Raw genomic sequence first — 21,999 nt, 5'->3', positions numbered from 1 at the left:
GAGACACGCGGCTTCATCGCTTCCCGTAGCACGAAGACGTAGCAGACGAGAAAGCCGAGCCGAGTAGTCGTAGCGACCGCAGCAGTTAGGAAAGAATGGCGCTCCCTAGGGGAATCGAACCCCTGTTTCAGCCTTGAGAGAACGAAGGCAGCCGCTTCTAGGCATTGATATCATTTCCGACTCACCTGGTTCTGAGTTTTGCCGTCGAAGGCCTCGACTGCCTTCCGGTCTGTCCGAATTGTACGCTACAACGCGCTGGAGTTTGCCGCGGCAGCAGAGATCTTTTGCTTGGTGCCGAGGGCGGTATAGGTCGAGCAGTGGCTAGACAATATCGAAACAAGCAGCAGAAAATTTGTCGCTTTCCCAAGAGCAGCGCCATCCTGCTATGCGCGTCGACACCAAGGTCGCGCTACAGAGACGGCCATCCGCTAACTTGGCTTGATCCATCGTGGCGAAGATCACCGAAGTACATTTAGAAACCATGATTGACAATGATGACAGGAAGCGGCGTCGACTGGTCGAATTCAAGGATGGTTGCCGCTATGGCAGGTTCGGGAAGACGAAGGCTTATGAACTAATCGCCCACGAGAGAATTAGAGCGTACAAGATGGGCGGCAAGACCCTCATCGACCTGGACAGTGTGGATGAATATCACGCTTCGTTGCCCAGGCTTGAAGCGAGGGCAAGTCCCGGCGCCGCCTAAGCTGTCGAGCGATCCAGCATGCTATAGATCCAGCATGGGATACTGCACTCGGCTCAATATATCTCATCGCACCATCCTGCGAAGAACGATAGAGGCGCGTAATGGAAAATCAAAGTGTTGATGCGGCCGGTTTACAACAACTCCGTGACGCTATGCCGGATTTAGTCGCCACGATGAACCGACCGGGCATCGTCACTCTTGTCCTCGCGGACGCGATGTCCATGTCGACGCCGTTGGTACGCATGAATTCGGTGGTGGCAGACCTATGCAGCGGGACACCATCTTCCGAATCGCCTCCACGACCAAGCCCATGGTCGCCGCGACCACGCTTGCCCTTGTCGATGAAGGAAAGCTGCGCCTGGACGAACCGGTGGACCGCTGGCTTCCCGAACTGGCAAATCGTCGCGTGGTGAAAACCTTGGGTGGTCCGATCAACGAGACGGTGACAGCACGGCGTCCGATTCTCGTCAGCGATCTGCTGACCATGCGGATGGGGGCTGGGTGGATCATGGCGGCCGGCGATTACCCGATCCAAACGGCCTTAATGGAGGCCGATTTCCTTGTTCCATACCGAATGCCCATGCTCTCACTCGACGAGTGGTTGGCGCGTTTGTCGCGCCTGCCTCTCATGGATCACCCCGGCGACGTCTGGCGATATGATCTCTCCATGACGGTGCTCGGCGCGCTGATCATGCGAGTGACGGACCAGTCGTTGGGGGACGTGATGGCCACGCGAATTTTCGATCCGCTCGGGATGAAGGATACGGGATTTACCCGTTCCTGCCGACAAGTTGGGCCGGTTTCCGCCATGTTATCGCCCGAACCGCGCGGCCGGAGCCGCCGATGTGTGGAATCCTGCTGGGCCCAGCAGCTTCTGGGCCAGTGAACCGGAGTTTCCCGGTGGTCATGGAGGACTCGTTTCTACCGCTGACGACTATCTCAGCTTCGTGCGAATGATGATGAACTCGGGCAAGGGGCCGAGTGGCAGGCAGGTTCTGTCCGAGGCGTCCATCCACGCCATGATGAGCGACAAGGTGCCGGTAGCGGTGAAGGCACGGTCACCGTTCAGCCCTGGTTTTGGGATAATCGTGGTTGGGGCTATGGCGGGTCGACAGTGCAAAAGCCCGTACGAGGGCAGCCGCGCCGCGGCTTCGGTTGGGAAGGCGGTTACGGGGTTTGCGCCTATTGGGACGCCGAGGCGGAGTTTTTCGGCATCGTTCTGTCGCAATGTCTCATCGACTCGCCGGAGCACCCTCCGCTCTATCGCAGATTTTGGGATGGGGTTGATATGGCTACAAGCTAAGATTGGGCACGGTGGTCCAGACGATGGTGATCACTGATGACTAGGCTCCATGAGAGCTCGAAAAGACAAAGGCTTATGAACTGACCGCCTGCGACAGGATCAACGCATACAAAAACCGCCGTGCATCCACTTTCGCATCAGCTCAATTGTTCGCTCATCACTTCAATTGAGACCTCGGCCTTAACCAGCTGCGGCGTCGAAGCCGCGGCGCACAATTATTTCGGTCGGATGCAAATAGAGATGCCCCCGCGCGGGATCGGAGCCCCATAGGTATTCGCCCTCGATGAGCGGCGGGCGCGGTAAGGGCTGTCCTGAAAAATTGGTCACGATCTGCAACAAATCGTTGTTAGCGCTTCGCCAAATCACGTTGAGCCCCCCGGGATTGCGCTTTGCACCCAGCAGTTCGGCGCGTGCCGCCTTGAAGCCGGCCTTGAGGAGCGGCACAACCTTTTCGCGCCGGATGGCGAGCAGTTCCTTTGTCAAGGCACGAAACTCGGCGCTGATTGGCGCGTGCATGATGTTATTCCAGTCGAGCCGCGAGGCTTCAAAGGTCTGGACCTGGCAAGGATCTGGAATTTGGTTCCGCATCTGAGGAGTGGAGAAGGCCTGAAAGTGCGCAAACTCCTTACGGCGTCCTTCCCGTGTCAAATTGGCGGCCTCGCCTGTCCAGTCCGCAAAGAAAAGGAAAGGCGTGGCGGCGGCAGCTTCCTCGCCCATGAACAGCAGAGGAATGTGCGGATTGAGCGTCAGAAGCACCATGGCTTGGCGGAGCTTTTCCTTGCCGACAAGCTGCGTAAACCGTTCACCCAAAGCGCGGTTGCCGATTTGGTCATGGTTCTGCGCGAAGAAGATGGTGGCGTCCGGTGGCAAATGAGCACTGGGTTCGCCGCGCGGTTCGTCATGCAGTGGAAAAATTTCGCCTTGATAGGCAAAGCCCTCAGTGAGCGCACGCGCAAGGTGCTGAAGAGGCTTGTCGGCAAATGCCTTGTAGTAGCCTTCATCTTCGCCGGTCAGGAGCACATGGAGCGCATTGTGAAAATCATCGCCCCATTGCGCGTTGTAGAGCCTTGTGCATCCCCGTGGCCTCTCAAGAAGGTGTGCCTGGTTGGCTTCGTTTTCGAGCATGAGATGAACGTGCCGCCCGACCAAACGGCTGCGCACAGTCTCAGCAAGTTCGACGAGAAAGTGCTTTGCTGAATCGTCTTTCAGGGCATGAACTGCATCTAAGCGAAGCCCGTCGAAGCCATAATCACGCAGCCACATCAGTGCGTTATCGATCAAAAACTGACGAACGAACACGCCATCGTTGCCTTCCAAATTGACAGCCGGCCCCCAGCCGGTCGAATGGCGTTTTGTAAAGAAGTTCTCTGCGTAGCTGTGCAAATAGTTGAGCTGAGGACCAAAGTGGTTATAGACGACATCAAGATAGACCATCATGTCACGCTCGTGCGCGGCATGCAGAAAGCGCTTCAAATCTTCAGGCCGCCCATAGCGCGCATTCGGCGCGTTGAGCAGAACGCCGTCATAGCCCCAATTGTATCGGCCAGGCACATCATTGAGTGGCATGAGTTCGATCGCCGTGATGCCGAGATCGCGCAGATAATCGAGCTTTCTCTCAACACCGGCATAAGTGCCCTCCGGCGAAAATGTGCCGACATGAAGCTCGTAAATGACGGCTTCGGCCCAGGGGCGGCCGGTATAAAGTATGTGATCACGTAGGGCAGTGATGTCGACGACTTCGCTCGGCTCGCCCACGTCGTCCGGCTGGAATCGTGAGGCCGGATCAGGCACGACAAGGGCGCCGTTAATGCGAAACTGGTAGCGCGAGCCAACTCGCGCTGTCGGACTGAACAATTGATACCAACCATCCGTATCCTTTGGCATCTTGCGCGGCGGTTGACCGACCTCGAGAAGCTCAATCGATAGCGCGCTAGGCGCCCAAAGGTTGAACACCACACCTTGTGCGGTGATCAGCGGGCCATGACACCGCGGTTGATTGGCTGCCCCAAGCTTGTCGGTCAACGCTTTCTCGCCTTGTTTACGTGCTTGTCCGAGGTTTTCTCTTGCCCGTTTTCCCGCGTGCGGCCCGCATGTTGTCGACCAGATTCGGATGGGGCCGGCCTGCTTTCTTGGCCGACCGCTTTGCAGGGTCTTCGCTGTGGGACAATTTTTTTGATTTCCTGCTCGCCCTCTTTCGGATTGCTCTCGTTCCAGGGCGCTTGTCGACCCATGCCTTCGCCTCTCATCGATCATCGGGGAAGCCCCCCATTGCGGTCGGCAATGAGGATGCCGTGAGAATTGCTGAGACCGACGAGCACATCAGGGATGAAAGAAGAAGGTCCAGATGGCGACGATGGTCACGGCGGCCAGCGCCAAGCTGAAGATGAGCAGGGCGAGAACGCTTCCGTCGGCTCGGCCTGACGGGCTTCGGAAGAGGGCGCGACTATTCGTCGTTCACGCAGGCTGTACATGATTTCCTCCGTCCCGATGAGAAAGCGGCGGCAGCAGGATTGTTCCTCGCGAGGGAACGCGCAGGGGTGTCCTGCGTTCGGCGTCTTGAAGGGAGCTAAACATGACTAAGAAATTTAGCCCGGCGCTACCGGACAAACATGCCGAAGACCCCAAGCAGAGCGTGAAAGAGGACAGGAAGGAGGATGATGAGCTTGAGAAAGGTCTCAAGGGAACGTTTCCTGCTTCCGATCCGGTCAGCGGCACTCAGGCGTCGAAAGCAACACGCGACGGTTAGTGGAGAGAGCTATGGGATTGGCAGCCTATGACATCATAGGGCGCGACGGCGCTTGGCATGTCGAGCATGACGGCGTGAGCCGCAATACGTACCAGACGAAGGAAGCTGCATTCGAAGCGGCGGTGGCGGCCGCTTCGCTTGCGATGCGGCAGGGCCATGCCGTACGGTTGACGGTGCCGGAAAGTGGAAACGCTGTCGGGGCTGCCCACGACGGCTGATTCAAGGCGCCGGTGCGGCAGATCACGCGCTCGCCCCCGGAGCTGCTGATACCCCGGGGGCCTGGAAAGGTGACAGGGGAGGAGGACAGCCCTGTCAAAGGCCTAAACCCGCGTATTGACGGACGTTCCTCGCACGAAACAATCAACTCGCTCTGTGCACTTTGGTACTTTGAGCCATCCAGCCAACGCACCGCACTCCTGGCGCAGCGAGGAACCCCGCTCCACGTGCTTTGTTGAAGGAGGCCTTTTCAACACACCAGGAGACCAACCATGTCTGAGAAAGACCTCAGCAGCCTGTTCGTCGACACTCTCAAGGACATTTATTATGCGGAAAAGCAGATCTACAAATCGCTGCCGAAAATGGCCAAGGCCGCTTCGTCGGAGGAATTGCGCGCCGCCTTCGAAAAGCATCATGACGAGACCGAAGGTCAGATTGAACGGCTTGAACAGATTTTTGAGCTGATCGGCAAGCCGGCCCGCGGCAAGAAGTGCGATGCCATCGAAGGCATTCTCGACGAAGGCAAGGAAGTCATGGAGGAATATGAGGACACGCCTGCGCTCGATGCCGGCCTATTGGCGGCGGCGCAAGCTGTCGAGCATTACGAGATTTCGCGTTACGGTACGCTAAGAACCTGGGCCGACAAGCTGGGGCACAAGGATGCCGTCAAGCTGCTCGATGCGACGCTGGCGGAAGAGAAGAAAACCGATGATGCGCTGTCAAAGCTGGCAATCTCCGCTGTCAATGCGGATGCGGCGTGAGGCGGGAGCATCAGACAGATTACTCTCGCAATAGTGCTCGCCACGGCCGTCAATGGACCGGCCGGGGCGCAGTCGGTTGGCGAAAAGACGGGCCGGGCGTAAACCAGCGCTCGGCATCGCGCTCATGACAGAGGACTTCGTCAAAGAGGCGGCCATGAGCGATATGCTCGAGATCGGCCGCCAAGATCGCGTAACAAAAAGGCGATCCAGACGAAAAAGAGTTCGCGACCAGATGATCGCCGATCACGCCAAAATCATCAGCGAATTTATTCCGATGCCTAGACGGTGATTCCGGAAAAGCCCGACGAGAACTCACAGAAGAAGCTCAAAAAACTCCGAGATGCGAAGCCGGAAGACAACCAACACGTTGCAGTGCAGGTTAGCGCTCACAAGGACTCCTCTCCCTTTTCCAGCGCTCTGCGGAGGGTGGCGCTGATGCCAAGTCTGAAGGATTGGGCGGGATCCCTCGCTTCAGCTTCATCTCGGCCATGGCGTAAATCGGAACCGCAGATCGTGCGCGTCCGCAAGGTCGCTTTGAAAGGAGCAGCATCAGTCTGCCCCCGACCATTTCCGGCCAGGCAGATCCCCAGACAGCGCCGCCACACACAACGTTCCTTCTGAATCCACTGGGCACAACAACGATGCGCCAGACGTCGCGCATCGAAAAAACAACGCGGCTAATGCCGCCACGCGCCCGATGATTTGCTGGATCATCAAGCCGCAGCACCGGTCTGCGTGATCGAAAACATCGCTGCGGATGATCCGACCTGAAACGAGGCGAACTATGGTTTCTTGGACATGAGGACCACAGGAACGAAACATCCGGAGACGGCTTGGTCGCAAAAGGAGTGACCAACATGAAGCTCTCCCGATTTGCTCTCATCGCCGCTGTTCTCGTTCCAGTCGCCGCATTCGCCCAAGGAGGCGGCGGTGGAGGTGGAGGGGGTGGCGGATCCGCTGGTGGTGGTACCGGCGGCGCCACTTCAGGTGGCGCAGGAAAAGGTTCGACATCTGCGGGCACGGGGTCGGCAGGTAACGCGGCCGCCGGTACGAGCGGAAATAGGTCGTCCGCGACAGGAACGACCGGAAGCCCAGGACCGAGCGGCAATGCCGCAACCGGGAATTCGAACAACCGGCCCAACACAAATAGCCAGGCTACCGGCAAAATCCCCAATCAGCAGACGGGCAATGGCAATGGGCTTAGCACGGGATCCACGCCGGGGACGAATACGGCCGGAACGGCGGCGCCATCGGGCTCTCCTGGCGCCAACGCACAAAACACTGCTCCTGCCGGCGGCATCGGCAAGCCGACTACCACGAACGAACAGGACAGCGACGCCAAGATCGATCACGAGAACAATAGGGCGGACAAGACTGTGGGGAAGATTTGCAAAAATTGTTGAAGGGACCCGCCTTGATATCCGTTATCGTCGCAGCAGCGCTCGTCACAGGTCATGCTGCAGAGGCTAAAGGCAAGCGACACGGCCATCACTCGGTGACGCCAGCGGCCGAGCAACGGAGCACGGGCCAATCAACCCACGCGCAGCCGCGCGATCCAGCAGACATCGCTTTGGAAAAGAAGATCAAGAGCATCTGCCGAGGCTGTTAGCTCAGAGCGGTGACGCGTCAAGGACGAAACGCTGCAGCCTCAGGAACGGCGTTCATGCTCGCCAGTTGGGCTCGTCCGGCACGGGAGATGTTGATGGCCGACCATGTACGACGCGGATTCATGAAGGGGGCCGCCGCAGTGACCGCGTTTGCGGTCGCTGCCTCCGCTGCGGCTCAAAAACGGATAGATGATGGCCCGAGAGAGCTTGAAGGACAGCCGATGCCGGAACCGCCCACAGAGCGCACTGCCGGCCCTATCAGAGCTGGGCGAGGCTCCATGCTGCAGGAAAAGGTCGCCGTCGTCACCGGAGCCGCAAGAGGCATCGGACGCGCGATTGCGGTGGAGATGGCGGCCAACGGTGCGGACGTGATCACTTTGGACATCGTGGGGCCGGTTTCTCCCGCCTCGAACGCCGCGCCTGCGAGGCCGGAAGAACTCGACGCGACCGCGCGGATGATCAAGCAATACGGAAGGCGCAGCGAAGGGATCAAGGCTGATATTCGCGACATCGGCGCTTTGCGGAAGGTCGCGGACCGTGTCGAGCGGACTACGGCAAGGTCGACATCGTCGTTGCCAACGCGGCGATCCAGCGCTGGCTGCCGCTGCTCGAGATGCAGGATTCGGACTGGCGCGATGTCATCGACAACAATCTGAACGGCACCGCCAATACCGTACGCGTTTTCGCACCGTAAATGGTGGCGCGGAAGAAGGGACGTTTCATCCTGCTCTCGTTGATGCAAGGCAAGCACGGCACTAAAGACGCCTGCAGCTACTCGGCCTCCAAATGGGGGATCCTTGGCTTGATGAAGTCCGCAGCCATGGAACTCGGCGAGCACAACATTACTGTCAACGCGCTCATTCCCGGTCTCGTCGACACGTCGCTGACCCGATACGAGAAGCGCCTCAGATGAGCGAGCAGGGACAGAAAGTCGAGCACCCCCACGCCACAGCAGGCCTGGGACAACCGCGCACCGACCGTGCCGCTCAAGGTCGGCTGGCTGCAGCCCGACGACATCTCGCCAGCCGCCGTATTCCTCGCGTCCGACGCCGCCAATATGGTCACTGGTGCCGAGTACGAAGTGACTAGCGGCGACAGCGCAAAGGACATTTAGGAAGGGTCGCGCGCTCGATGCCCGGTGCAGGTCTTTCGCCCAATTTCCATTAGCTAGGTCAGTCCATCATGCCCAATCGCGCACAGCAGATCTTTGAGCCTCGCTTTCGCCTCGGACTCGGCGGGGTTTCGCTGGGGAACGAGTTCAACAAGCACACCGACAAAGACGCGGACAGCACGCTCGAAGCGGCCTGGGAGATCGGGGTGCGCTACTTCGACATGGTACGGGTTTGGGCTGGCCGAGCGGCGGTTTGGACGGCTTCTCCACACCAAGAAGCGAGATGAATATCTGCTCTCGTCGAAAGTCGGCAAGCTGTTCAAGCCTCGAAGACCAACAGGCATGCCGACATCTATCCTCTGTCGGATTCGCCGAACGACGTCGTATTCGACTACACCGCCGACGGCGTGCGTCGCTCGATTGAGGACAGCCTCCAACGGCTCGGCGTCGATAGCCTCGACATCGCCTTCGTGCACGACATCTCTCCCGACTTCGCCTTCTTCCCAAACGGCTGGGAGGAGCAATATGAGACCGCCCGTAAAGGCGCGTTCCCCGCGCTCTCGAAGATGCGCGACGAAGGAATCATTCGCGCCTTGGGCATCGGCGTGAATACGCCCCTTCCGATCCTCAAGGTGATGGAAGATGCCGACCCCGACGTATGCCTGTGCGCTCGACAGTACTCGCTAATGGATCACGCCAGCGCCGTAAACGAGCTCCTCCCGGCTGTTCGGAAGAGAAACATCTCGCTCGTGATCGGGTCCTCGCTCAACGCCGGGTTCATCTCCGGAAGCCCGCGCTATAACTATGGCAAGGAAAACTTCAAGATTCCCGCCGAGGCGATTGAAAAGCGCGGCAGGCTCAGGGCGGTGGCGGCCCGCTACGGCGTAGATCTTCGGACCGCGGCCCTACAGTTTTCCGCGGCCGCAGACGTTGCTGTCGCGCTAGTGGTGGGCGCAGGGAGTGCTCACCAGATTGAAGAGGACTGGAACTCGTTGCAAGCCAAGATCCCGAATTCGTTCTGGGACGACCTGAAGAGCGAAGGCCTGATCGAGGCGAGCGCCTCCCTCCCGACGTTGTAGAACGGCTCACAAAAGTCGAGCTATTCGGTCACTTGGTCGGCGTCCGCAGGGAGAGAGGCCCTGTGGATGTCTTCAAAGTGACAACCGATTCTTGCTAAGCTGGCAGGTCGGCGCGCCTTAAGATACGGCCAATGCAGGCTTGTCCATCTGGCGCGGCCGCCACTTCGCCTTCACAGCCACGCCATTGGCGCCTTGCTCCGTTCGCGCATGCAATGCGCCTACGCGCCTCGAAATACGAACGACCTGGATCTTGCCTATCGTTGATGCCGCTCTTCGCAGCCGTTTGCTGCGCCAGGCGGCCACCTCTTGATCGAGATTGAATTCTTCGCCCCCGCCCATTGTCTCGGTTCTGTTAGCTTCGCTCATTTGTTTCCCTCAAATTTGCGCTTAGAACGGTATAAGGCGCTAAATGTTCCGCGATGGGAAACCGGCGGGCGGGCAACCTTCGTTTCCGCCCGGTAGCCTTCTTGAGATATGGGCCAATCAAAACGTCTTGGAAGATCAATCGTCGCTGCTCCGTTCACAGGACATAAAGCATGTGCATGAACAATGCCGGCGCAATGTTCACGAGTGGACCCAAGACAGGAGAGACCCAACCTATAACTGACCGGCGTCGGTTGGATTCGCCTCCGTTCCGGAGCCAAAGCGGCCTCAGCTCCCAAGACCCTTGCAGAGCTGAGGCCGTTTCTGTCTGTAGATGCGGGCGAAATGGATAACGAACCTTCGGCAAGCTTGTCAGCATGACGGACGAGTTCGCTCGATGCGATCGCCGAATCTCGAAGCAAAGCCGCCAATCTAACGATGCCCATCGGCACCCCTCATCGACACCGGCGGCTGACCCTATAGTACTTTGGGATCGACATCGCCTCATGCGGATCGCCTTAGCCGGCGATCTGAAGACCCGGACGTGCCGCAGCCTTAGGAACCATTGCTGCGTCGCGGGATTTTGGGGACAGCGCTTTGCTGAGGAAGCGCTCCCGGAATGCAAAAGATGGTTGGCAAAGGCCACAATTTTTCCCGCGGCTGGTGGGCATAGCGATGCGGATCCTGTTCGCGACGCCCGAAGTATCAGACTTCATACAAGTAGGCGGTCTGGCCGCCGTCTCTGCGGCTTTGCCGCGTGCCTTACGCGATTTTGCTGACGTACGCGTCATCATCCCAGGCTATCCGGCGGTCTTGCGCGGCATGAGTGACCTCAAGGCCGTGGGTAGATGCCAGTCCTACGCCGCCCTGCCCGCCTTCGAGGTCGATCTCGGCCATACCACGGAAGGCGTGACATATTACGTCGTGCGCTGTCCGGAGCTTAACGAGCGGGACGGCACGCCCTATGCCGACGGCCGCGGGGCGGATTGGGCCGACAATAATGTACGGTTCGCCACATTCTCCTATGCCGCCGCCCAGCTCGCCAGGGGATTGGTCGACAAGGAATGGTCGGCCGACCTGGTTCACGCCAACGACTGGCAATGTGCGCTGATCCCCGGCTATCTCGAATGGCACTACGCGCACATTCCGACCGTCTTCACGATCCACAATCTGGCCTATCAGAGGGTCTTCGACAGCAGCTCGTTGGCTCCGCTCGGAATTCCCGAGACCAGCTTCAACATCGACGGTGTCGAATTCTACAATCGCCTGTCCTTCATTAAGGCGGGCCTCGTCTATGCCTCGCACCTGACAACGGTCAGCCAGACCTATGCGCGGGAGATCACGACCGCGGAATTCGGGTGCGGCCTCGAAGGGCTCCTTAAGCAAAGGGCTGACCGCAACCAGCTGTCCGGCATCCTGAACGGCATCGACGAAAGTTGGGGCCCGCGGACCTGCTCGTCGTTGCTGCAGCCGTTCGGAGCCGGCGACTGGGCCGAGCGCTCTCTAAACGCCGACGATGTCAGGGACCAATTCGGCCTCGCGGTCTCCCGCGGCCCGCTGTTCGCTCTGGTCGCGCGCCTTGTCCATCAGAAGGGTGTCGACCTCGTGATCGACAGCGCACAAGCCATAGTCGACGCGGGCGGCCAGATCGTCGTCACGGGCAAGGGCGAGCCCCGCTTCGAGGAAGCCCTGCTCCAGGCGCAGGCGCGAGCCCCGCAGTCGATTGCCGTCAAGATTGGCTTTGACGATGCCGAGGCGCGCAAGATTTTCGCCGGCAGCGATTTCACGCTGATGGCGTCGCGCTTCGAGCCTTGCGGCCTGAGCCAGATGTATGCCCAGCGCTTCGGCTCTTTGCCGATCGGCCATCGCACCGGCGGTCTTGCAGAGACGATCGTCGACGGCGAGACCGGCTTCCTGTTCGATCGGGCGTCGGCTTCGGGCTTTCTCCGCAGTCTTTGCCGCGCCTTTTCGACCTTTGGCATGAAGGACAGGCTCGACCAGATGCGCAGAGCCGCGATGGCGCAGGCTTTCAGCTGGAGGCAGTCGGCCAAATCATACGCAGATCTTTACCGATCATCGATCTAGAAAGATATCGAGCACGGACCATGAAAATCGCGCAAATCGCTCCGCTTGCGGAGAGCTGCCCGCCACGGCTCTACGGAGGCACCGAGCGCATCGTCTCGTATTTGACCGAAGAGCTGGTCCGCCAGGGGCATGACGTCACCCTGTTCGCGAGCGGCGACTCGGTCACATCTGCGGAGCTGGTGCCGTGCTCCAAAATGGCGCTGAGGCTCGATCCCTCGGTGAAGGATATGACGCCGTACCACGTCATGATGCTGGACCAAGTTGCAAGGCGAGCCAACGAATTCGATGTCCTGCACTTCCACATCGATCATCTGCACTATCCTTTGATGCGGCACTATGCGGATCGGATCGTCACGACATTGCATGGACGTCTCGATCTGCCCGATCTGAAGCCGTTTTACTCCGCCTTCCCCGAACCTCCGCTGGTCTCGATTTCGGACGCACAACGCCGCCCAATGCCCCCGGTCAACTGGCTGGGGACCGTGCTTCATGGACTGCCCGAGAACATCCTGCCGTATCGGCAAGCGCCGTCCGGGGACTATTTTGCGTTCCTTGGGCGCATTTCCCCCGAAAAGGGACCGGATAAGGCCATCGAGATCGCTGCCAGGACCGGCGTTCGCCTGAAAATGGCGGCCAAGATCGATGCTGCAGATCAACGCTATTGGGATCAAGTGATCGCGCCGATGGTGGCGGCGCATCCAAATGTCGAATTCATCGGTGAGATCAACGAACTCCAGAAAGCGGACTTCCTCGGCAATGCGCGCGCGCTGCTCTTTCCAATCTGCTGGCCGGAGCCCTTCGGTCTCGTCATGATCGAGGCCATGGCTTGCGGCACGCCCGTGGTTGCGCTTTCCCACGGATCGGTGCCGGAGATCATCGACCACGGCCTGAGCGGGTTCGTCGTGAACTCTGTCAAGGAGGCGGTGGCGGCGGCCAACGCAGTCGGCACATTGGATAGAGCGGCGATCCGCAAGCGGTTCGAACAACGCTTCACGGCCGAGCGGATGGCGAGCGACTATTTGGCCGCCTATCGTCGGCTACCGGCCCTTCGACAAGCACCGCAATTGGACGTTCGCGCGACGCTGGAAAGCAAGAACGGAATTCGGATGCCGATACCTTCTGCCGGCTTGGAAATAGCTGCCGCCGCCGCTGGCTGAGATCCTTGGTCCGTGTCGGAACGGAATCAGCGAGCGGCGGTTACGACAAGACACAGGAGTAGCCGCCATGCGCCGCCCTAACCCGAAGCCCATCCGCAACAAGCTCGACCTGACCAATCGAATTCAGATGCGGCTCGTCAGAAAGCGTCTTGGCCTTTCCGATGCCGAGCTGACCGCCATCGTTGGTCGGATCGGAAATTCGATCGCCGCGATCAGCAAGGAAGTCGCCAAACAGCGGGCCAACGCGCTGGCCAAGCCGGCTCACGTGCCTCCCGCGGCAGTGATCGCCTCAGCTGTGGCCATCGAGCAGGCCGCGGCCGAGATACCCGCATCAGCGCCGACATCCTAACCGGATTTTTATCGGGGGCATACATGGACCAAGAAGCGCGATCAGACGACGCCCTGACGCGGGCGGCGGCGAGTCTGCGCCGCTCGCGGATCACCGAAGGCAAGCCGTTTCCGCTTGGCGCTACCTGGGACGGCCTTGGCGTCAACTTCGCGCTATTCTCGGCCCACGCCACCAAGGTCGAGCTCTGCCTGTTCGACGACGCGGGTGAAACCGAACTCGAGCGCATCGAGCTGCCGGAATTTACCGACGAGGTCTGGCACGGCTATCTGCCCTCGGCCCGTCCCGGCACCGTCTACGGCTATCGCGTCCACGGTCCTTACGAGCCTGACGCCGGACACCGCTTCAATCCCAACAAGCTCCTGCTCGATCCCTATGCCAAGCAGCTGGTCGGGCAACTGCGCTGGGGACCCGAACTGTTCGGCTACCAGCTCGATCACGCCGACAAGGACCTCTCCTATGACGAGCGCGATAGCGCGCCGCTGATGCAGAAGTGTCGCGTCATCGATCCCGCCTTCACCTGGGGCGCGCCGCGCAAGCCCGAAGTGCCGTGGGAACGGACGATCGTCTACGAGATGCACGTGAAGGGCTTTACCCAGCTGCACCCGCTAGTGCCGGAGGCAGACCGCGGCACCTTCTCGGGGCTCGCTCATTCGGAAATCCCCGGCTATTTGCGCTCGCTCGGCATCACCAGCGCGGAGCTATTGCCGATCCATGCCTTCATCGATGACAGCTACCTCGTCGACAAAGGCCTGCGCAACTACTGGGGCTACAACTCCATCGCCTTCTTCGCCCCGGAGCCGCGTTACCTGAAGACGCCGTTCGCGAACGAATTCAAGGAAATGGTCAACCAGTTCCACGCCCACGGCATCGAGGTCATCTTGGACGTCGTCTACAATCACACCGCGGAAGGCAATGAACTCGGACCCACGCTCTCGTTCAAGGGCATCGACAACGCCAGTTATTACCGCCTGCTACCGGACCAGGAGCGCTACTACATCAACGATACCGGCACCGGAAATACCGTGAACCTGTCCCATCCGCGTGTGCTGCAGCTGGTCGCGGATTCCTTGCGCTATTGGGCAACCGAGATGCGAGTCGACGGCTTTCGCTTCGACCTCGCCACCATCCTGGCGCGGGAGCCCTATGGCTTCGACGAGGGCGGCGGCTTCCTCGACGCTTGCCGCCAGGATCCGGTGCTGTCCGGCGTCAAGCTGATCGCAGAGCCGTGGGACATCGGCCCGGGCGGTTATCAAGTCGGACAGTTCCCGCCGGGATGGGCCGAATGGAATGACAAATTCAGGGACACGGTCCGCGCCTTCTGGAAGGGCGACGAAGGATCGATCGCGGACTTCGCCAAGCGCGTGTCGGGCTCTGGCGACCTCTTCAACAAACGCGGACGCCGCCCCTGGGCCAGCGTCAACTTCGTCACCGCCCATGACGGCTTCAACCTCAACGATCTCGTGTCATACAACGACAAGCACAACGAGGCGAACGGCGAGGACAATCGCGACGGTCAGAGCAATAATCATTCCTGGAATTGCGGGACCGAGGGTCCGACCGACGATCCCGAGATCACTGCGCTGCGCGAACGCCAGAAGCGGAACCTGCTCGCAACAATGCTGCTGTCCCACGGCACGCCGATGCTGCTCGCCGGTGACGAATTTGGACACACTCAGAACGGCAACAACAATGCCTATGCACAGGACAATGAGACCACGTGGCTCGATTGGATGGGTATCACGGCAAACGGCCGCAGCCTTCGTGAATTCGCACGCAAGCTGATCGCTACGCGCAAGGCCTTCCCGATCCTCTATCGCAGCCGCTTCCTGGTGGGCTCCCACAATGAAGAGCTCGACGTCAAGGACGTCACATGGCTCTCGCCATCCGGCGAGGAGATGACCACAGATCAATGGCAGGACGCCAACGCCAGATGCTTTGGCATGCTACTCGACGGACGTGCACAGGAGACCGGGATCAAGCGCCGCGGCTCGGACGCGACCATGCTGCTGGTCTACAATGCGCATTATGATGTCGTGAACTTCACCTTGCCGGCCGTCGCGGATGGAAGAACTTGGTTAGGGCTGGTCGATACCAATCAGCCGGAAACGCAGATGCCTGCATTCGAATTCGGACAGACTTACGCGGTGACCGGACGTACTCTCGTGGTTTTTGGTCTGTCGACCGAGAACGTCGCCACGCGCCGCTTGCGGCAAGGCCTCGGTGCACTGCTGGACGTCGCCGAGGCGCCTCTCGGGCAGGCTTGACCATGCCATGCGAGCGACTGCGATGGCCCGAGGAAGCTGACTTGCCAACGGAACTTGGCGGAGGGGCCCGATCGATACCTCTATGCCCGACGAGCCAGGGCCGTATTCTGGGTGCGGAACGAGGGAGGGCGCGCCAAGTTTTCCCGATAGCCTGAGTTCGTGATCCCAGGTCACAAGGTGACTTGTGCCCCAGCTCGCTAGTCCTTGAAGCTGGGGTCTTTCTCTTCCGCCGAAGCAGCTTCGAGAACCGAATAGCCTGGGTCCGTTAGCATGTCCGCGGCTGCTGCACGCACGAGCGGCTCGTCATCGACGAGAAGTACTGTTCCAAGAGAACCACCGTTCGGCACCGATGCAGGTTGCTGGCTCCCCGCCTGCACGGGCTCGTCGGTGGAAGGAAGCCAAATCTCTATATTTGTACCCAGCCCTGGGCGGCTCTGAATGGTCAGAGCGCTGCCCAACGGCAATGCAAGGCCGTGAGCCATCGATAAACCGGGACCCGTTCCCTTTCCGATTCCCCTTGGTCGAGAAGAATGGCTCGATGGCCCGAGCCTTCACCGAATCTCCATGCCGACTCCGTTGTCCGCAACAGATAGCCTGACGTAGCGTCCGGGCTTCAAATTGGTGCGGTGCCCTGCCTCAACGTGTTGGGCGTCGATGGTGATGCGTAACGTACCACCTTCAGGCATCGCATCACGTGCATTAACTGCAAGATTGAGGAGAGCCATCTCAAGCTGGCTTTCATCGACCTTGCGGAAGGCAAAGCCTTCTCGATCTCGACCGACACCTTGACCTGCGGACCGGATGTACTCGCAATCAGGTTGGCCATTCCATTAATCAGGTCACCACCTGTGTTGGTTTGGCTTGAAGTGGTTGTCGCCGTGCGAATGCAAGCAACCGCTGAACAAGCGCCTTTGCTCTCTCGGCAGACTACATCGCTCCGGCGATCAACCGTTGCTCGCGCTCCCCACCCACACCTCTCCGTTGCAACGCATCGAGGGCCCGACGCTTGGCGTCAACAGGTTATTGAAGTCGTGGGCGGCGCCGCCGGTCAACCGGCCCATCGCTTCCATTTCTGCCCCTGGCGGAGCTGCTCTTCCGCCCGGGAAGGGCGCTCCTGTTCTCGGATACGCTTTGTCACATCGTAGACGAACTGGTACGCCCCGATCCGGTCACCTTTGCTGTTTTAGCAAGGTATTGTACTTCATTTCGTAGCGGCGGCGTTCGCGAGCGCGATCGCCGAATGCTGCCACTCCGCTAATTCCTCTTTTCCGCATTTTCATTTCGAGACTCGTTGAAAACACTGGTAAATAAATTAGGCTCAGCCATCTAGTTTGTTGGTATTTTTGTTGGCATCAGGATATTAACGAGCGGCGAATTTCGTTAGTTCGAACGATGGAACGAGCAAAGGCCCCGCAAGAACGATGGCGCGGGCACCAACCCAAAACAGATCTGACCGACGTCGACTGCCGCGCCGCGCGACTGAAATTCGAAAGGGGCGACGGACCGCTCGCGCTTTTCGTCTCGCGCACAAAGCTTATGCAGCATTGGGCTGATCGGATCGACGATTGGCTCGATCTCAAGAAGGCGATGCCGACAGGCTTGGGTCTCCTATCATCAGGCTGGTTGATGTTGTCCAATTCGACGCGCGAAGCTCATGTGATAGTTGTCGACGCTTGTGCATGACGTTCCGGAAAGCGGATCGATTTCGCAGCGCCTTTGCGACGCGTTGCGCTTGGCCGCCAGAGATAAAACGCCGCGTAGATGCCCCGTGACCCAGAGATCGTCTGCGCTGCTCACCCCTGCCTTCCGAAAACAATGTTCGAGGATTCGGCTCCGATGGGGACCAAGCTGCCCACTTATACGCAGATGTATCCGAAAACCGCCTCGACGTCCTCTCGCACTTCCAAGTCCACGGAAGCTCTGTTTTGACTGTCCCCAGCGGAGGCACGGTGTTGAAAATCAAGAGAATCGAAAATTTAAGACTTCCAACCAAAGCGGAAGCAGTCAATCAGGCGAAGCCTTCCGAGCACGCAATCCTTCGCCTCGCCCGCCTTATCGGACGACAAATGGCCCGTGACGATATCAAGGATCGTCGATCACCTTGTGCCTCGCCCGAGAAAGAAACCACCCCAATCTAGCCGCGTCATGGCACATCGCCATTGTGTAGTTGGATCTCTCGAGTACGCAGCAGAGATATGAGCAAAGACGCACACGGCGCAGCGTCTTCTAGTTCACTCCAGAGCGCCGCGACATGCCTTTCCTTGCATCAAACCCATCCGGGTGTGCACGGCATATAAATGCCGCGTTCATTCGATATTTTTTGCTTCACGGCCATGTGCCGGCGCAAGTGGAATGCAAGGACAAGTCAATGACGCGAGCTGCGCTCTATGCCCGATACTCGTCTGACAATCAACGTGACACCTCGATCGAAGACCAATTTCGTATTTGCAAAGAGCGCGCGATGCGCGAAAAATGGACGATCACCAATTCTTACAAGGATGCCGGAATTTCCGGTGCGAGCATGATCCTTCGTCCGGGCATCCAAGCCCTGTTGCAGGATGCTCAGAGCCATGCGTTCGATATCGTGCTCGCTGAGGCGCTCGATCGGATCAGCCGCGACCAAGCGGACGTGGCGACCCTGTTCAAGCAACTGCGCTTTGTCGGTGTTTCGATCGTCACCTTGGCCGAAGGGGAAATCACTGAGCTTCACGTCGGTCTGAAAGGGACTATGAATGCTCTATTTCTGAAGGACCTCGCTGCGAAGACGCACCGTGGCTTGCGAGGTCGGGTAGAGGGTGGAAAGTCAGGTGGCGGGCTTTGCTACGGATACCGCGTTATCAAACGGCTGGATGAGCGCGGAGATCGTATCCGAGGAGACCGAGAGATCGATCCGGCCCAGGCCGCCGTAATCCGGCGCATCTTTCGGGACTTCGCGGCTGGCATCAGCCCGCGAGCGATCGCCGTGAAGCTCAACGCCGAAGGCATAGCCGGCCCTGAGACCAAGCTGTGGAATGACACGACGATCCGAGGCCATGTCAAGCGCGGCACCGGGATCATCAATAACGAGCTTTACGTGGGACGCCTCGTTTGGAATCGGCTGCATTACCTTAAGAATCCTTCGACGGGGAAACGCATCTCGCGTCTCAATCCGGAGGCCGAATGGATCGTCACCAAAGTTCCAGAGCTTCGCATAATCGAGGACGAACTCTGGGATTTGGTGAAAGCCAAGCAAAGTGAGATCGCCGAAAGATTCATCAATGTGACAGTAGCTGTCCGCGAGCACCATTCGAACAAACGACTTAACAGTGCTCGCCGCCCAAAGTCGTTGTTCTCGGGACTTGTGCTCTGCGGCTTATGCGATGGCCCATGTTCGCTGCGCGGAGCCGATCGCTTCGTCTGCTCGGCACATGTCAGCAACGGGTCCTGTTCGAACGGCCGTACTTTGGCGCGGAGCGAACTCGAACAACGCGTGTTAAGCGGGCTGAAGGACCGGTTGCTGGCGCCAGACGTCATCGCAGAAGCAATGCGCGCCTATGCCGAGGAGATGAACCGGCTGAACCGCGAGCGGCGGGCCCACGACAATGCCTGGCGCGCTGAACTGGCCAAGGTAGAAAAACAAATCCACGGAATGGTCGAAGCGATCAAGGAGGGCATGTTCCAGCATTCGATGATCGCAGCGATGGACGCGCTGGAGGCTCGCAAAGCCGAGCTTTCTGCCCTGCTCGCCGAAGCCCCTGCGGATACCCCGGACGTTCTCCCGAGCGCGTCGCAACTCTACGCTAAGAAGGTCGCCCACCTCACCGAGGCTTTGAACCGTCCGGAAGACCGGGCCGAGGCCGCCCAGGCTCTTCGTGGCCTGATCCAACGCATCGTTCTCCGCCCGGGTGCCAAGCGCGGCCAAATCGACGCCACCCTCCACGGTGATTTGGGCACAATACTGAACTGGACTGCTGCGCGTAACGCGGAAAAGGTAGCACAAACCAAAACTCCCGCAGCGTCGGCTACGGGAGTGTCGGTATCAGTGGTTGCGGGGATAGGATTTGAACCTATGACCTTCAGGTTATGAGCCTGACGAGCTACCGGGCTGCTCCACCCCGCGTTAAACCGTTGCGCGCCTTCAGCAAATCCCGGGGACGGTGAGGTTAAGGCCGACGCTGTTCGCGTGGCTTGCTCGTCCGTCCCAAAGGCTTCCTTGGAAGGCAACCCCGGGCAAAGCCCGTCGGGTGCGGGGCGTATGTATCAAGGCGGGGTGGCTTTGGAAAGGGCCGGCGGGACGTTTTTTTCGACTTTATGACAACGCGGTGGGCCGGTTTTCGGCCGGTTTGGCGCGCTCTTGCCAGAAGTTCCACAACGGGCCAGCTTGCGGCAACAAGATAACGGGGGAACGCCATGGACCACCCGCTGACCTGCCCCGCCTGATGGCGGCGGGATCGCGCGGCTGGAGAAGCTGCCGTCATTCCGGGGCGCGTGCTGCGCGAGCCCGGAATCCATCGATCCGCATCACCAGCGGGCCAATGGATTCCGGGTTCGCGACTTCGTCGCGCCCTGGATTGACGCCTACAAAAAGGCGCGCAGGGGGAAACATCGGTGACTGACATATTCGATTTCGTCGTCGTGGGCGCGGGCTCCGGCGGCTGCGCCGTGGCGGGGCGGCTGTCGGAGGATGCGGCGACATCCGTGGCGTTGCTCGATGCCGGCGGGCGCAACGACACTTGGCGGATCACCACGCCGTTCGGGCTCGCCTTGCCCTACCCCGCGGCCAACTGGGCCTTCGATACCGTGCCGCAGAAGGGATTGAACGGCCGCATCGGCTATCAGCCGCGCGGCAAGGGTCTCGGCGGATCCTCGGCGATCAATGCCATGGTCTACATCCGCGGCCACAAATGGGACTACGACCACTGGGCCGAGCTCGGCAACGCAGGCTGGTCGTACGCGGACGTGCTGCCCTACTTCAAGCGCGCGGAGAACAACCGCGATTTCGACGGCGAGTATCACGGCAAGGGTGGCCCGCTGCATGTCAACAGGCTCCGCTCGGACAATCCGATCCATGAGGTCTTCCATCAGGCCGCGCGCGAGGCGCAGTTCCGCATCCGCGACGACTTCAATGAAGCGGATCATGAAGGGCTCGGCAGCTATCAGGTGACGCAGCACAATGGCGAGCGCTGGAGCGCGGCGCGCGCCTATCTGCAGCCCCACATGGACAAGCGCGCGAATCTGCGCGTCGAGACGGGGGCGCAGGCCACGCGCATTTTGTTCGAGGGCAAGCGCGCGGTCGGAATCGAATATGTGCAGGGCAAGCAAAAGAAGCAGCTGCGCGCCCGGCGCGAGGTGATCCTCGCCGCCGGCGCCTTCCAGTCGCCGCAGCTGCTGATGCTGTCGGGCGTCGGCGATGGCGAGGCGCTTCGCGCGCACGGCATCGGCGTCACCCATCACCTGCCGGGGGTCGGGCGCAATCTGCAGGACCATCCGGATTTCGTCTTCGTCTACGCCTCCGATTATCCGCACTTCGTTCACTCCTCGCTTGGCCGGCTGCCATCCTTGCTCCGCGCCATCCAGCGGTACCGTAGGGAGCGGCGCGGCCTGATGACCACCAATTTCGCCGAGTGCGGCGGCTTCTTGAAGACGCAGGCCCATCTCGACGTGCCGGACATCCAGCTGCACTTCGTCGTCGCGATGCTCGACGATCACGGCCGCAAGAAGCACAAGGAGGCAGGCTTCTCATGCCATGTCTGCCTGCTCAGACCGAAGAGCCGCGGCAGCGTCTGGCTGAGAAGCGCCGATCCGCTCGCAGCTCCAATGATCGATCCGAACTTTCTCGGCGAGGACTGGGATCTCGAGGCGATGGTCGCCGGCTTCAAGACCACGCGACGGCTGATGGAGACACCGGCGCTGCGCGCGTTGCAGAAGAAGGACATATTCACATCCGACGTGCGAACCGACGACGACATCCGCGCGATCCTGCGCAATCGCGTCGACACCGTCTATCACCCGGTGGGCACCTGCAAGATGGGCACGGATGCGATGGCCGTGGTCGATCCGAAGCTGAAGGTGCACGGTGTGCAAGGTTTGCGCGTCGTCGATGCCTCGATCATGCCGACGCTGATCGGCGGCAACACCAATGCGCCGACCATCATGATCGGGGAGAAGGCGGCGGATATGATCCGGGGAGACGTGCGGTAGCTCTTCTCCCTCTCCCGCTTGCGGGGAGAGGGTTGGGGTGTCTCCACGAGGACGGTGATAGCTCGACTCGCGGAA

General features: G+C 59.9%; 16 protein-coding genes, 1 tRNA gene and 3 pseudogenes. 15 read left to right on the top strand and 5 right to left on the bottom strand.

Features of this window, described 5'->3' with window-relative positions; all coding sequences use genetic code 11:
* The first annotated feature begins 448 nt into the window (after positions 1 to 448).
* The gene (locus BRAGE_RS0142505) at positions 449 to 703 is read left to right on the top strand and encodes a hypothetical protein (RefSeq protein ID WP_231164158.1); all 255 of its coding nucleotides are present in this window, start codon (positions 449 to 451) and stop codon (positions 701 to 703) included.
* Between the two features lie 217 nt (positions 704 to 920).
* Positions 921 to 1,589: pseudogene (locus tag BRAGE_RS53905) on the top strand (serine hydrolase domain-containing protein); the annotation flags it as partial.
* Positions 1,590 to 2,186: 597 nt separating this feature from the next.
* Here BRAGE_RS53905 and treZ read toward each other — a convergent pair.
* A complete protein-coding gene (treZ, locus tag BRAGE_RS0142495; RefSeq protein WP_051378313.1) occupies positions 2,187 to 4,028 on the bottom strand; it encodes a malto-oligosyltrehalose trehalohydrolase in 1,842 nt (613 codons plus the stop codon).
* Between the two features lie 550 nt (positions 4,029 to 4,578).
* On the opposite strand from treZ, the gene BRAGE_RS56260 reads away from it, so the two are divergent.
* From BRAGE_RS56260 to BRAGE_RS51085, 7 genes and pseudogenes are all read left to right on the top strand, one after another.
* Positions 4,579 to 4,752: a hypothetical protein gene (locus BRAGE_RS56260; protein WP_167336546.1), complete on the top strand. Its 174-nt coding sequence runs from the start codon at positions 4,579 to 4,581 to the stop codon at positions 4,750 to 4,752.
* Positions 4,753 to 4,763: 11 nt separating this feature from the next.
* Entirely contained in the window at positions 4,764 to 4,970 is a 207-nt protein-coding gene (locus BRAGE_RS0142485; protein ID WP_027562079.1) for a DUF2188 domain-containing protein, read from the top strand.
* A gap of 270 nt (positions 4,971 to 5,240) precedes the next feature.
* Entirely contained in the window at positions 5,241 to 5,729 is a 489-nt protein-coding gene (locus tag BRAGE_RS0142480; RefSeq protein WP_027562078.1) for a ferritin-like domain-containing protein, read from the top strand.
* 124 nt (positions 5,730 to 5,853) lie between these two features.
* Positions 5,854 to 6,018 carry a hypothetical protein gene (locus BRAGE_RS55470; RefSeq protein ID WP_156950907.1) on the top strand — a complete coding sequence of 55 codons (165 nt, stop codon included), beginning with the start codon at positions 5,854 to 5,856 and terminating at the stop codon, positions 6,016 to 6,018.
* 1,374 nt (positions 6,019 to 7,392) lie between these two features.
* Positions 7,393 to 8,249: pseudogene (locus BRAGE_RS58125) on the top strand (SDR family NAD(P)-dependent oxidoreductase).
* Positions 8,250 to 8,315: 66 nt separating this feature from the next.
* Positions 8,316 to 8,450 (top strand): hypothetical protein, encoded by a 135-nt coding sequence (locus BRAGE_RS57690; protein WP_265441436.1) that lies wholly within the window; start codon positions 8,316 to 8,318, stop codon positions 8,448 to 8,450.
* A gap of 284 nt (positions 8,451 to 8,734) precedes the next feature.
* Complete coding sequence (locus tag BRAGE_RS51085; RefSeq protein WP_347336536.1) at positions 8,735 to 9,526, top strand: aldo/keto reductase; 792 nt, start codon at positions 8,735 to 8,737, stop codon at positions 9,524 to 9,526.
* A 117-nt stretch (positions 9,527 to 9,643) separates the two neighbouring features.
* On the opposite strand, the gene BRAGE_RS0142460 is transcribed toward BRAGE_RS51085, so the two are convergent.
* Positions 9,644 to 9,892: a hypothetical protein gene (locus BRAGE_RS0142460; RefSeq protein WP_027562076.1), complete on the bottom strand. Its 249-nt coding sequence runs from the start codon at positions 9,890 to 9,892 to the stop codon at positions 9,644 to 9,646.
* A gap of 672 nt (positions 9,893 to 10,564) precedes the next feature.
* Between BRAGE_RS0142460 and glgA the strand changes: the two genes are divergently transcribed.
* The 4 genes from glgA to glgX all read left to right on the top strand — a co-directional run bounded on the left by glgA (position 10,565) and on the right by glgX (position 15,744).
* Positions 10,565 to 11,974, top strand: a complete 1,410-nt coding sequence (gene glgA / locus BRAGE_RS0142455; RefSeq protein ID WP_027562075.1) for a glycogen synthase GlgA — start codon at positions 10,565 to 10,567, stop codon at positions 11,972 to 11,974.
* A 20-nt stretch (positions 11,975 to 11,994) separates the two neighbouring features.
* Positions 11,995 to 13,131 (top strand): glycosyltransferase family 4 protein, encoded by a 1,137-nt coding sequence (locus tag BRAGE_RS51080; protein WP_084334640.1) that lies wholly within the window; start codon positions 11,995 to 11,997, stop codon positions 13,129 to 13,131.
* A 67-nt stretch (positions 13,132 to 13,198) separates the two neighbouring features.
* Positions 13,199 to 13,480 carry a DUF3606 domain-containing protein gene (locus tag BRAGE_RS0142445; RefSeq protein WP_027562074.1) on the top strand — a complete coding sequence of 94 codons (282 nt, stop codon included), beginning with the start codon at positions 13,199 to 13,201 and terminating at the stop codon, positions 13,478 to 13,480.
* A 23-nt stretch (positions 13,481 to 13,503) separates the two neighbouring features.
* The gene (glgX, locus tag BRAGE_RS0142440) at positions 13,504 to 15,744 is read left to right on the top strand and encodes a glycogen debranching protein GlgX (RefSeq protein WP_027562073.1); all 2,241 of its coding nucleotides are present in this window, start codon (positions 13,504 to 13,506) and stop codon (positions 15,742 to 15,744) included.
* A gap of 551 nt (positions 15,745 to 16,295) precedes the next feature.
* Here glgX and BRAGE_RS57415 read toward each other — a convergent pair.
* A complete protein-coding gene (locus BRAGE_RS57415; protein WP_231164425.1) occupies positions 16,296 to 16,430 on the bottom strand; it encodes a hypothetical protein in 135 nt (44 codons plus the stop codon).
* Between the two features lie 1,565 nt (positions 16,431 to 17,995).
* On the opposite strand from BRAGE_RS57415, the pseudogene BRAGE_RS57410 reads away from it, so the two are divergent.
* Positions 17,996 to 19,168, top strand: a pseudogene (locus tag BRAGE_RS57410) (recombinase family protein); the annotation flags it as partial.
* Positions 19,169 to 19,216: 48 nt separating this feature from the next.
* Here BRAGE_RS57410 and BRAGE_RS57405 read toward each other — a convergent pair.
* Together BRAGE_RS57405 and BRAGE_RS0142410 are read right to left on the bottom strand one after the other, a co-directional pair.
* Positions 19,217 to 19,645: a hypothetical protein gene (locus BRAGE_RS57405; RefSeq protein WP_231164159.1), complete on the bottom strand. Its 429-nt coding sequence runs from the start codon at positions 19,643 to 19,645 to the stop codon at positions 19,217 to 19,219.
* Between the two features lie 121 nt (positions 19,646 to 19,766).
* Positions 19,767 to 19,843: transfer RNA gene (locus BRAGE_RS0142410), tRNA-Met, on the bottom strand.
* A 488-nt stretch (positions 19,844 to 20,331) separates the two neighbouring features.
* On the opposite strand from BRAGE_RS0142410, the gene BRAGE_RS0142405 reads away from it, so the two are divergent.
* On the top strand, positions 20,332 to 21,924 hold the full coding sequence (locus tag BRAGE_RS0142405; protein WP_027562068.1) for a GMC family oxidoreductase: 1,593 nt from the start codon (positions 20,332 to 20,334) through the stop codon (positions 21,922 to 21,924).
* Positions 21,925 to 21,999 lie beyond the last annotated feature (75 nt).

Origin of the sequence: Bradyrhizobium genosp. SA-4 str. CB756 (genome assembly GCF_000473125.1) — a bacterium.
Lineage (GTDB): Bacteria > Pseudomonadota > Alphaproteobacteria > Rhizobiales > Xanthobacteraceae > Bradyrhizobium > Bradyrhizobium arachidis.
This window is presented reverse-complemented; position numbering and strand designations above follow the sequence as displayed.